The organism is Nitrospira sp. (genome assembly GCA_005116745.1).
GTDB lineage: Bacteria > Nitrospirota > Nitrospiria > Nitrospirales > Nitrospiraceae > Nitrospira_D.
In genome coordinates this window covers 401,731-413,205 of the sequence record SWDS01000001.1, presented here as the reverse complement: position 1 = coordinate 413,205, position 11,475 = coordinate 401,731, and the positions used below count along the sequence as shown (strand labels likewise).

15 protein-coding genes are annotated in these 11,475 nt (G+C 53.7%); 7 read left to right on the top strand and 8 right to left on the bottom strand.

All coding sequences use genetic code 11. The features are described from left to right. Positions 1 to 2 precede the first annotated feature (2 nt). Positions 3 to 311, top strand: a complete 309-nt coding sequence (locus E8D52_01970; GenBank protein ID TKB70883.1) for a hypothetical protein — start codon at positions 3 to 5, stop codon at positions 309 to 311. Here the strand turns inward: E8D52_01970 and E8D52_01965 are convergent. After that, complete coding sequence (locus E8D52_01965) at positions 304 to 930, bottom strand: hypothetical protein (GenBank protein TKB70882.1); 627 nt, start codon at positions 928 to 930, stop codon at positions 304 to 306. The two genes, E8D52_01970 and E8D52_01965, sit on opposite strands and share 8 nt — an antisense overlap. A 90-nt stretch (positions 931 to 1,020) precedes the next feature. On the opposite strand from E8D52_01965, the gene E8D52_01960 reads away from it, so the two are divergent. Continuing rightward, complete coding sequence (locus tag E8D52_01960; GenBank protein ID TKB70881.1) at positions 1,021 to 1,674, top strand: uracil-DNA glycosylase; 654 nt, start codon at positions 1,021 to 1,023, stop codon at positions 1,672 to 1,674. Positions 1,675 to 1,708: 34 nt separating this feature from the next. Here E8D52_01960 and E8D52_01955 read toward each other — a convergent pair whose 3' ends face one another. Beyond that, on the bottom strand, positions 1,709 to 2,002 hold the full coding sequence (locus E8D52_01955; GenBank protein TKB70880.1) for a type II toxin-antitoxin system mRNA interferase toxin, RelE/StbE family: 294 nt from the start codon (positions 2,000 to 2,002) through the stop codon (positions 1,709 to 1,711). Next, positions 1,999 to 2,277 (bottom strand): type II toxin-antitoxin system Phd/YefM family antitoxin, encoded by a 279-nt coding sequence (locus tag E8D52_01950; GenBank protein TKB70879.1) that lies wholly within the window; start codon positions 2,275 to 2,277, stop codon positions 1,999 to 2,001. The genes E8D52_01955 and E8D52_01950 overlap by 4 nt, the downstream gene beginning before the upstream one ends. Positions 2,278 to 2,483: 206 nt before the next feature. Here E8D52_01950 and E8D52_01945 point away from each other — a divergent pair, with 206 nt between their 5' ends. Both E8D52_01945 and E8D52_01940 read left to right on the top strand, forming a co-directional pair. Continuing rightward, complete coding sequence (locus E8D52_01945) at positions 2,484 to 2,732, top strand: AbrB/MazE/SpoVT family DNA-binding domain-containing protein (GenBank protein TKB70878.1); 249 nt, start codon at positions 2,484 to 2,486, stop codon at positions 2,730 to 2,732. Further along, positions 2,726 to 3,064 carry a type II toxin-antitoxin system PemK/MazF family toxin gene (locus E8D52_01940; protein ID TKB70877.1) on the top strand — a complete coding sequence of 113 codons (339 nt, stop codon included), beginning with the start codon at positions 2,726 to 2,728 and terminating at the stop codon, positions 3,062 to 3,064. Before E8D52_01945 ends, E8D52_01940 begins: the two co-directional genes overlap by 7 nt. On the opposite strand, the gene E8D52_01935 is transcribed toward E8D52_01940, so the two are convergent. The 3 genes from E8D52_01935 to E8D52_01925 form a co-directional block, all read right to left on the bottom strand. Then, a complete protein-coding gene (locus E8D52_01935) occupies positions 3,041 to 3,247 on the bottom strand; it encodes a hypothetical protein (GenBank protein ID TKB70876.1) in 207 nt (68 codons plus the stop codon). The two genes, E8D52_01940 and E8D52_01935, sit on opposite strands and share 24 nt — an antisense overlap. Before the next feature lie 106 nt (positions 3,248 to 3,353). After that, positions 3,354 to 5,972, bottom strand: a complete 2,619-nt coding sequence (locus E8D52_01930; GenBank protein ID TKB70875.1) for a TIR domain-containing protein — start codon at positions 5,970 to 5,972, stop codon at positions 3,354 to 3,356. A gap of 302 nt (positions 5,973 to 6,274) precedes the next feature. Next, complete coding sequence (locus E8D52_01925) at positions 6,275 to 6,589, bottom strand: hypothetical protein (protein TKB70874.1); 315 nt, start codon at positions 6,587 to 6,589, stop codon at positions 6,275 to 6,277. Positions 6,590 to 6,621: 32 nt separating this feature from the next. On the opposite strand from E8D52_01925, the gene E8D52_01920 reads away from it, so the two are divergent. Both E8D52_01920 and E8D52_01915 read left to right on the top strand, forming a co-directional pair. Continuing rightward, complete coding sequence (locus E8D52_01920; GenBank protein ID TKB70931.1) at positions 6,622 to 6,816, top strand: hypothetical protein; 195 nt, start codon at positions 6,622 to 6,624, stop codon at positions 6,814 to 6,816. 149 nt (positions 6,817 to 6,965) lie between these two features. Further along, a complete protein-coding gene (locus E8D52_01915) occupies positions 6,966 to 7,286 on the top strand; it encodes a hypothetical protein (protein ID TKB70873.1) in 321 nt (106 codons plus the stop codon). Between the two features lie 3 nt (positions 7,287 to 7,289). Here the strand turns inward: E8D52_01915 and E8D52_01910 are convergent, their stop codons facing one another. Continuing rightward, a complete protein-coding gene (locus E8D52_01910) occupies positions 7,290 to 7,931 on the bottom strand; it encodes an MBL fold metallo-hydrolase (GenBank protein ID TKB70872.1) in 642 nt (213 codons plus the stop codon). 377 nt (positions 7,932 to 8,308) lie between these two features. Here E8D52_01910 and E8D52_01905 point away from each other — a divergent pair, with 377 nt between their 5' ends. Continuing rightward, entirely contained in the window at positions 8,309 to 9,019 is a 711-nt protein-coding gene (locus tag E8D52_01905) for a hypothetical protein (protein ID TKB70871.1), read from the top strand. Positions 9,020 to 9,044: 25 nt separating this feature from the next. Here the strand turns inward: E8D52_01905 and E8D52_01900 are convergent, their stop codons facing one another. Then, on the bottom strand, positions 9,045 to 10,760 hold the full coding sequence (locus tag E8D52_01900; GenBank protein ID TKB70870.1) for a hypothetical protein: 1,716 nt from the start codon (positions 10,758 to 10,760) through the stop codon (positions 9,045 to 9,047). Positions 10,761 to 11,475: the final 715 nt, after the last annotated feature.

Sequence of the window (11,475 nt, the reverse complement as noted above, 5' to 3'; positions counted from 1 at the left end):
ACGTGACGTCATGGGCCAAAATATTCGTGCTTGCGCTTCCGCTACTCATGTGGAGTTGCGCGCAAAGTCCCTACGAGCGAGGAATCCACCCCGCTGGCCTCAGCCGATATGATGTGGAGCGGGACTATATGGAGTGTGAGTACAAAGCACGGTTAGCCAACGAGCAGCACTTCTACAGTCAGAGTTCACCCTTTCCCTTCAGTGCCGGGCCTCAGAGTCCGGCTGACCATGCTCGCGCACTGCATGGCCTCTCGACGATCAACGCCATGCGGGATACCTGTCTGGCAGCAAAAGGCTACCATCTTAATTAGATCCTGCGTGCAGATAGCACAGATCCTCAAACCGTTCACCTCCTCGATACTTCGCGATGACCATCCACTCCCGTCGAGCATCGGTCAGACTGAGATAGGCCACACCATCAAGCCGAAACGGTTCAATCGTAAAGACCGTGCTCAACGCAGGAGATGACGATGCTGTGTCCATGGGAAGAGACGTCAGCGGATAGGTTCCGCCGGTGCGCTCAAACTTGTCGTGCGTTGCCAACAGGGGGCTCATATCTTGCCAAGCCAGTTGGTTGAGGACCGGACTATTGGCGGGAAAGACATAGAAGCTCTCACTCGGTGCGCCCTTCATACAAAATGTAGTCTTCACTACTAAATCGTCGCGCCCATCGTTGTTCAGATCCATGTTCGCCTTGTCGAAACTCGAACAGCGCCTAGTCTTTGGTCCCTCTCCCTTCAACTCCACCGCGGTCCACTCCACAGTCCTTGATAGGTCAGACGCGGCATTCAGCCCTTCTCCGAACAACTTCGCCACTTGTTCACACAACGGCTTATCACTGTAGGCTACCAGTTCCACTGATGCCGCAGATACCAATGTTGGAATCATCGCAACTAAAAGGCTTCCCATCCAGGTGCGTTTCATCGTCATGTCGCTGGCCTCCTAACCTCAATATCTCGATTGACATCCCGGCTGTCCGTTTTTAAGATACCGATACTCATTTCGTCGCCCTTATAACTCATGACGCTCACTCCTCTTCAAGACCTCGCTCAATCCCTCGTCAACTGCGAGCGGTGCAAACTCGCCAAGCTCGGGCGCAGCCAAGTCGTCTTCGGCGTGGGGAACCCTCATGCCAGTATCATGTTTGTCGGAGAAGCGCCAGGTCTCAATGAAGATCAGAAGGGTGAGCCGTTCGTGGGGGCAGCCGGTAGAATCCTGAATGACCTCCTGGCCTCGGCAGGGCTCTCACGCGATCACATCTACATTGCCAACGTCATCAAATGCCGGCCGCCGAACAACCGAGATCCAGAGCAAGACGAAGTGGAAACGTGCAAGCCGTTCCTGCTACAGCAAATCCAATTGATTCGCCCCAAACTGGTCTGTACCCTGGGAAACTGGGCCACGCAGACCCTCTTAGAACGAAAAGTCGGCATCACGAAGGTGAAAGCACAAGCCTTCTACATGAAAGATTTCGTGCTGTTCCCCCTCCTACACCCAGCAGCTGCGCTCCATCAAGGCAACCTGCTCGTCACACTGAAAGAGGATTTCAAGAAGCTGAAAGAATTTCTCGACCGCCACTCCACACCGGTTGAGCCAACGAACGCAGCTTCTACCCCAGCCGCACCAGTCTTGACCATTGACCCCCAGCCAGCTCAGATGGACCTTTTTGGATAACCTTGCTGTTTCAAGCCCATGGCGAACGGGCTACTCAGTTCTCCTCCCTTGCGAGCAGCAAGGTTCTGAGTTCTTCGTACACGTTTCGCCGTGGACCGACAAAGACAATATCAAGGCACGACTCATCATCATGAATGCGGTAGATAATTCGATAGGTCCTGACACGATAGGATCGAAGTCCAGCGAGCTCAAATTGGAGAGAATGACCTGCGAGCGGAGAGATCAATAGCTCCCTGATGTCTTCCTTGATCTCTCGCTTAACTTGAGGATGAAACTTAAGGACTCGCTCAGCCGCCTCCGGCGTATACCGAGCTCGGTAGCCTTTCACGAATTCTCGCGGCCAAACACCGCGTCATGGCTGACCCACCGCCCTTTCTCAGCCTGCTTCAAAGATCGACGGAGCGCACGCATCGATTTTTGATCACTCAGAATCTCAATTGTCTCCATGAGCCCCTCAAACTGATCCATACTCAAAAGTACAGCCGAAGGGACCCCGTCACGTGTAATAGCAACGACTTCTTGCTTGTGCTTCATCCGTCGGATCAAAGCCAACAATTTATTTTTGGCCTCACTGACGGAGACAAACTCATCGACCTGCGGCATAGCTACCTCATATAGCTGTATGAATAGCCATTATAGTGGCTTATTCGAATCCAGGCAAGCCAGTATCACGACGAGCGTTTCAGCCGCAGCCGGCGCAGATAGACCTATTCGGCTAAGTGCTCGTCCCTCCCTGTCATCGACAGATACTCTTCATTTGCGTATGGCAGAACATGTGATTACAATGTAGGTCCATCTGGAGACCTACCATGAAAGCCCATATCATCAGAATCGGCAATTCCAGGGGCATCCGTCTTCCAAAAACCTTACTCCAAGAAGCCCAGCTTGAAGATGAAGTAGAGCTTCAGGCTGAACCAGGCAGAATTCTGATATCAAAGCCATCACAGCCACGAGCCGGCTGGGCAGACGCAGCCCGGCGCATGCGGGAGCATGATGACGATCAACTTCTTGATCCCCCGGTACCCACTCAGTTCGATAAGAAAGAGTGGAAATGGTGATAGCTCCAACAACCCCTACCCGCGGTGATGTGTATCTGATTGAGCTCGATCCCACTCGAGGGAGTGAGATCAGAAAAACACGGCCCTGCCTTGTTATCTCTCCTGATGAGCTCAACCAGCATTTGCGGACGGTCATCGTGGCGCCCATGACCACCGGGGGTAAGGCCTATCTTTGGCGTGTTCGTTGCCGATTCCGTGATCGGAGTGGGTTTGTCGCAATAGACCAGATACGGACTGTTGATAGCGAGCGCCTCGTCAAACGAGTTGGGCGAATCGCGCCAAATACCCTCGCAGCCGTTCTTGCAGTCTTACAGGAAATGTTCACACCCTAGGTAACGCCCTACGCTCTTTCCGGTCGACTCGACTAGCAATTCCAGCACCTCAAGCAACCCGTCTTCGATCCGCTCACCTAATGTGAAGCGCCGCGCATGAGGAAACGTATCAAGCTGCGGAATGAGCCAGAGTAGCAGTTCGTGGCACAATTGCACCGCTTGGGGCACAGTAGCAGAAGACATGCGACACCTCGATGCTCAACAATTGGCTGATGACACTCTCTTCGACCCAGGATGAACGCACCAGAAACGTGAAGACGCAAAGGGTAAAAGAACAAAGCGTAAAGGGTTAGGGAAGGTCCTGGGCAAGACGAAAACCAACGCCGTTGCCTCGATAACTAAACATCTTCTCGCCCCGCTTCGATGGACGAAGATCCTCCGATTCCTTGTACCAGCTACCGCCCCGGATCACGTGTTGGCCGCAGCCTCCTATTTTCACTTCCTGCCAGGCCGAGCCATCCTTTGGTGCGCCCATATAGTTCTTGTGCCAGCAATCCTCCACCCATTCCCATACATTGCCGCTCATATCATAAAGCCCCAAACCATTAGGCTGCTTTGTCCCAACGACGGATGTTCGCTCACTTGAATTATTTTTAAAGACTGCGAACGCCTCAAGTTGAGATTCCCCGAAAGTGCCCGCCAAGGCTTCCAGCCGTACTCCTTTTCGCATCGCATATTCCCACTCAGACTCAGTGGGCAGCCGATAGTGTTTTTGGGTCTTCTCTGACAGCCACTGAGCGTAGTCCTTCGCATCCTGCCAAGACACGTATATCATCGGCTGGCTGCCACGCCCCCAATTTGAATCATCGGACAAAGACCTACCCCCAGCGATGGCAAACCGGTCATATTCCTCGAATGTTACTTCATATTTGCCCAAAGCAAATGATTTCACGGTCACCATGCGAACAGGTCTCTCATCTGAGTCACCACGTCCCTCAACATCGCCTTGCTGAAAGGCGCCACCTTGAATCTGCACCATTTCAGGCTCCATATGGATACTGACAAAAAATGATTGTGCCTTGAGCATGATTTGATGAATGTTTAAGGTTTTCACCTCGAGCCCGATCGTATGACTAATCAGCACCAGCACGAGACCAGAAAAGATGGCAGTGACTATGAGCTGCTTGACCTTCCGATTCTTGCTGACCATGACAAATTGACGTTCGGGAGGTGAGATATAGCCAGGTCTCTTCTTTAGCCACCCCAGTGCTTCGGTCAATGGAAGCCCACGGAGGAGAAGATCTGAGTTGCGTTGATACCGCTCCCATTCCTTTATTTTCGCGTTCACCCGCTGCTGCCACGCAAGGTATTCACGATCATCATTCAACCATTTCTTGAGCTGTCCCCAATGACGGATCAAAGCCTCATGCGATACCTCAATAGTTTCCTCCACACTGCTGGCGAGCTGGGAGGTCACCAACAACCGCTCGTCAGCGAGCATCTTCACGAGGATTCGAAGTCCCTCTCCTATTTCCGCAAACGTTGCCCGCCGTCTAGTATCCCCTTCGCCCTCGCCCGGGCGCACGAGACGCAAGAAAATCTGTTGCACACCTCGTTGATCGTGCGCACTCAGTCGTCCGTAGATCGATTCAGCCTTGTGCGCAATTGCGCCCTCCAACTGCCCCATCGCCTTGTAGGCCTCGTGATGGAGTTCGCCGCCCTGCCGGTCCTCCCACAGCCGCCGTAGCACGAATTCCAGCAGCGGCAACTTGCCCGGTTCGTCACCCGCCTGTCCCAGCATGAGATCAACGAGGCCTGCTTGAAACGTGAGCTTGACGTTTTTCGACGGCTCCTCGATGGCCAAGCGCAATTCCTCTCGCGTCATTTGACTCAGATTCACCTGGGCCCCTTGCACGCGATCCGATAGTGACCGGTAATCCGTAATGGCCCGACCGAAAAAGTCTCCCCGCAGGGTGAGCACCGTGCTGAGTCTTGAAGTCTCCGTCGCCTCAAGAATGTTGTCGATGAAGCAGCGCCGAGCCTTGTCATCCTTGCACAGCGTAAACAATTCCTCCCACTGATCGGCAATCAGGAGCAGACGATCGGTGCCTGGCTGCTTGGCGAGCACGCGGTCGACGACATCGCGAAGAGCCGTCTTCCGGCCAAGCAAGTCCTCAGCTAACTGGTTCATTTCTCGCAATCGGGTGACTTCGCTCATGTCCGGTTCCAGAAATGGCATCAGCACCGCCGCCAGCGCGTGAACGGGTCGATCGGTCGGCACGAGCGTCGCGACCTCCCAGACGTGGTCCCGACTCTTCCGCAGCTCCGGCACGAGACCCGCTCGCACGACCGACGACTTCCCACTGCCCGACGCGCCTACCACTGCGACAAGATGGTGCTGCTGCACCGCACTGGTGAGTTGCGCGATCGCCGCTTCACGCCCAAAGAAAAACGGCGCATCTTCTTCGCGGAAATAGAGCAAGCCGCGATAGGGACAGATCGTCGCCAACGTCTGCCGGACCGTTTCCAGGGCATCTGGTCCTGGCGGCTGGCCATGAATGGCGCTGACCAGGGTGTGCAGCAGAAGTGGATCGTCGAGGCGAGGCCGGAAATCGATCCAGGTGAGTTGACTCAAGAAACCCAGCGGCGGCTCCGAGCCTGGAAAGAGTACGGGAATGACGGGAAAGGTCTGCCGCTGACGCTCAGCCGCTACCTGGCGTTGGATCGCGAGATACTGCTCCCGCTGCTGCCAGGGCCCCATCTCGCCTGGCCCGATGCAGACGACCACCGCGCGACAGTTCGCAAGGGTCGCCTCTAATGCCTTCGGCCAGGATTGCCCCGGGGTGAGATACCACCGGTCGAGAAAGACGGTGAGCTGCTGCTCGCGCAACCGACGCGCCAGCGCCTCGACCCGCACATGGTCACGCCAGTGATAGCTCAGAAAGACATCGAAGTGATTCGTCGGCATCGTCCGCGATGGAACAAGAGTGAGGGCACTAGGCTGATCTCAATGTGTTCCCAGCCAGCCAACCAACCAAACTAAGCAATGAGAATGCCTGCAGTGGGCAACTGTCCCTGCACGTCTGTGCATTCAGAACGCAGTGATTACACGCACGACTGGAGCAACGTTTCCTGAAGCGATGCACAGGATAATCCAGGGAACCAATCATGCCGTGGTATCCATTCAGATACGACCTGTATACGTACAGATACCATAGGTAGGATCGGTTAGGGAACCAGATGTGCTCAGCGACTGAGGCTGGAGAAAACCTACGACGCTTTCGATTTGATAGGCGATGAGGTCTCTGAATCGGCCGGTTGGCCATCATCTTCTTCGGCAGGCTGTTCTTCCTCCGGCACATCAAACCACTGGACCAACATCTCCTCCCACCAAGCCTCGGTCACGTCGTCTCCTGGATCAGTACCCAGAAAGGCCACATCCTCTTTTTTAACTGATGAACCAACGAGCTGCGGCTGGAATTTTGCGCGATTGATAACTTCCTTCGTGGCGTAGCCACCGATGATCCAGGAGTCCGGATCAGCTCGGCGAGACTTATAGGCCTTCAAGCCATGCTTAAGGTACATGAAGATCTGCTGTTGAACCGGTCGGGGCACACATCCGCTCTCTCCCGCCCTACTCCCCCGATCTGAATCCCATCGAAAACCTGTTCGCCACACTCAACGCCCTGCTCCGCAAGGCCGCCCCGCGCACCGTCGACGCACTCTGGACTGACATTGGGAGGCTGCTTGACTGCTTCACCTCAGACGAATGCCTGCGCTACTTCGCGTCTTCAGGCCATGTAAAAACATAAACCGAAAACGCGCTGGCAGTGCCAGCCGCTTGTATCTCTCTCCTCCCCAATGTTTGAGAAAGATCTCGGCATCCTCCTCATAGGTTTGAAGAGTCTGCGTCACATCCCAACTTGTGGTATGGTGCTGAGGTTTCTGGAGGGTCATTCAGATGACGACACGCATAGGTCAGTACTGGTTGAGTGTTTCCGCTCTGCTCATCAGTTCACTCCTCACCACTTCAGTTTCGGCGGCTGCCGATCCGCCCTGCGACAAGTATCCGACCGCCAAACAATCACGATGTAGCGAGATCTGGAAAGAGCTCTACAAGGAAGACGGACCGATCATCGCCCAATTTGGACTCGATCAGCAAAAACGGCGCGATGAAGGGAAGCTCAACGCCCAGCAACATCTCGCCGAGAATATGACCTTTATCAAGCAATCCACCGACAAGCGAATCGAGCGCCTCAATGAGCGTATGACCAGAGAGTAGTGCTCATATACGAACAAACTGATTTGATTCTTTTTCGAGACCGATTTCGGTATCCGGCCCATGGCCAGTCACAACTGTCGTAGCTTCATCGAGGGTGTAGAGTCGCTCTCGGATCGATGCCTCGATCATCTCAAAGTTGCCGCCCCATAAGTCGGTCCGACCGATGCTGCCCCGGAAGAGCGTGTCCCCGGCCAACAGAAGTTGGTCATTCGGCACATGGAAGCTCATCGATCCAGGCGTATGGCCTGGTGTATGGAGTGCGACAATCGGCACCTGCCCCAGCATCACCTTTTCTTCATCCGTCAGCCAATGGTCCGGAGCCAGTGCCGGCACATACGAGACTCCAAAAACCCGACATTGAAGTTCGAGGTTGTTCCACAGTTGAAGATCGTCTTGATGCAGACAAATCGCCGCACCGGTTGCCTTCTTGATCTCGCTGGACGCTAGAAAGTGATCGAGATGGGCATGCGTATGCAGGATATGGCTGACGGTGAGACCCAGTTGCTGCACTTCCCGGAGAATTCGCTCCGATGCACCACCTGGATCAATGATGACCGCTTGCTTCGTGACCGGATCACCGATAATCGAGCAGTTACAGCCGAGGGGCGGAACCGAAAAGGTCTTCCGAATCAAGGCAGCCATCATACGTGCATGCTACAGTCCAACAAGCTGAGAGCGCAAGCGAGTAGGCCATGGATCCACCATGGTTAGGTTGGATTCGAGACACCGCCTGGTGTTCCAATAGAACCAATTGGATCTGAGATGTGGAAAATTTGCCCTTACTGATCCAGTCATACGGACCATAGTCCTCTGCTACAGGACGCGACGTCGTCTGCTCTCGTTCCATCCCTGATAACACCTGCATGAAAAGAACAAGCAACCACGACAGAATGAGGAGTACCGTGGCTGTCATCCAAACAGCATGCCGGTGAGTCTTTGGAAGGGTCACATAATCTGATATCACGTGGACAAGTTCATCAGAAGTGTAGATAATCCACCTAGTAAATTGGGAGGACGCTCGCGTGCGCAACGAAACGTTACGTGTTCGATGGTCATTACAGGTCGGGTTCCTATTGGTCTTGGCTGTCGTTGGATGCACTCCAGATGAAAGCCCCTTCCGCGCCGAAAACGAAGTACTCAAGAGACAGGTCCTCAAACAAGAGTCCCTCCTGAGCTCTTTACAGGATGGGAGCAAGGTCATGCAGCAGCAAATCGATCTGCTCAATCAAGAAATCCGGAACGCCAAGAGCACGACGGAAGCCGCGAAGGCGGAAGCCAAACACCAAACCGAGCAACTGGAACTGCAGCTGGCTGAAACCAGGCGGATGATTGCCACGCAGATGACGGAATCCCTCAAAGTCGAGGAGAAAGGCGCCCAGTCCGATACGCTCCCTCGGCCTATGCCGGCTGTGGCCAAAGTCGTTGAAGACGCACTGGCACGTAACGGATACCACTTGAAGGTCAGCGTCAAAACTGATCAACGGGCGGTCTATGTGACAGAGCGAAAAATCTCCAACCCAGCCTCGCTCGAAGTGACGGGCTCGCGAAATCAATATCTCATTTCGCTTCAAGCCCTTCCTGACAGCCTGACAAAGCTCGGCGTGAAGGCGGAATTCGAACGAGTCGCACAGGGGGGGCGCATCTTAACCGTGAGCCACGAAGAAACGAGCGAAATCGAACGCCGCCTCATCAACGAAATCAACAAAGCCCTCGAAAGTCCAGCCAAGACATAACCTGCCGTCGTGAACGAAATCTTTTCTACGGTGTGGTGAACTGGGTAATCTTACAGGGGGCCGAATTGGGTAATGGCACGCCCGGGCGAAACTGATCAGCACATCGCTGAATAGCTTGAGCAGCATCAAAAGTCGCTTGCTCAAAAGTTACCTGCTCGCGCTTCATCCAGATTGGCGAGTCAGCTGAGTGAGGGTTCTTACCCTCCTGTGACAAGGCTGTCGCCTTGATACCGAAATCAAACGCTGTGCCTTTGCCAATGACTATGCCAGTGTTAGCCAGATTGTTGACACCCATACGATGACAGCTGGTGCATTCGTTACCCACCTCCACCTTGTACGCCTTCCACGGGGCAAAATCTGCGCCGATAAATGAATACGGCTGGCCGTCGCTGTTAAACGTGTCAGCCCCCGCACCAGGTAACTCGTTAGGACCGGTTATCTGTGTCAGATAGGGTGACCGGATGATAGGCCCATTGTCGTGGCAACTCACACAGGGAACATCGCTATTTACGATTTGCTTCGGTGTCATCCAGAATGCCGGGATACCCACTCCCTTGGAAGGCGCTTTGACGTTGCCACTATGGCTCAAATTAAATTCTGCAAGTGCCCCCTGATAAAAACAGGTAGCGCCATTGGTTTTATTGTGCTGAATAACTGCGATGTCCCCATAATCACCTTGGCCTAGACCCTTTTTCCGAGCATGCGCCACCACATAGGCGCTATCAGTGTTAACCAGCACCCGGAAACGACTTCCAGGGTCACATACTCCGCTGAGAACATTCGGACGATCACAGATGCCGTTCGGGTAGGTGGCATTAGGCGGTGTGAGGTTTGTGGTGGGAACCGTTGTGCCCAACCGGCTATCGACGTCGAAATCGGAAACAGTTACACCGATGGCAGCATCGCACTCCTTCGCATAGGCTGCCAGCTCGTCGGCGGCAAGCAGGTTCGGCCAATTCTCAGCAACAGACGCAGGATATGCAATACCGCTCTCGCTTTGATCATCCCCACGAAACCCATCCGCGTCGTACCGCATATACTGATTGTCCTTGAAGAAGTAGACGACTGACTTTCCTTCGATCTTGGTTGGCCAGGCAACTGCACCATCAATTCCATCTAGGAATTTAAAGTTTGGCCAATGGTCCGCAATGGGTTTTGGATAACCGAGATCGGCTCGGTGCCTTTTCACGTCGAAACGGATGTACTGATTATCTCGAAAAAAATACGCCACGGTCCTACCGTCCCTCGGAACTGGCCATACGACAACCGCGTCCACTCGATCCGCCCAAATTCCAGGCCACTTCAACGAGATTGGCTGAGGATACGCACGACCGGCACCATCAGCCTCATCAGCCTGATCAGCCTCGACGTCGTACCGCATGAACTGATTCCCTTTGAAAAAGTAGGCGACTTTCTTGTTTTCTGCCCCGCCCGGAGGAGGCGCTGGCCAGAAAACTGCCGCGTCAATATTCTCCTGAAAGAGTCCGGACCAGCTGCGCTGGATAGGTCGAGGATACAAATGGCCACTGCCATCGTCACTGTCGGCCTTATCCTGAGCAACATCATATCGGGCATACTCACTCCCCTGAAAGAAATAAACCTTGCCGTTATTCCACACCACGGGAACAAGTTTGCCTGAGCCGGCTAACTGAGCCCAGCCATTCTGCGTTACAGAAACCCCTGCCACAATAATAAACGCCCCACAGAGTGTTGCCCGCCACACACTGAGTGATCTCCTCATGACACTCTCCTTCTTTTAACTAGTCTACCTATTATGAACATTCCACCCGTCCCCTCACTTCCATGAAGGGGTGACGCCGTTCGCACTTAAAGCAAAAGGCATTCCCCTTTGACAGACAGCACCTCAAGGTTGAAGAACAAAACGAAAGGGTGTGAGGAATTAGAGAATGCGTCGCGCAGTTTCGTGAGACTTCTCGTTCCAAAAGGACGTGACAATCCACGCGATTACGCGCTCAATCGGACAACATTACAGGAACAGGACATCGTCGAGTTGGAGTTTCCCAATCACCACGACGATTCAATGAGCAGCCTAAAGACACACGCCTAAAGAATCTTTTCAGATACACCTATGAATCTCTTTCGATACACACCGCATTATTTTTTTGCTGACAGAACTCCTCGCATCCGCCATCACTACGTACGTATTTCTAATTCTTTGAAGAGAACATCTACTACCAATGCAGCATCACAACACATCTCTTGAGCTGGCACGTTACATGCTCCACACCTCCACTGACGGAAGGGAAGCTGAAAGGAGCCTAGTTCATATTCGTTTCACGCGTATATCTAGGCAGTACCCAGTTCGCGCAATTTCCCGCGTCGCTAGAGGGCTTCAGTGCTACGCCTGAGCGTGAGGAAAGAAAGGAGGTCCCGCATGATGACTCATGCGCATACATAATGATCAGGCTGAACAAGGCAAGAACAACTCATCAGAC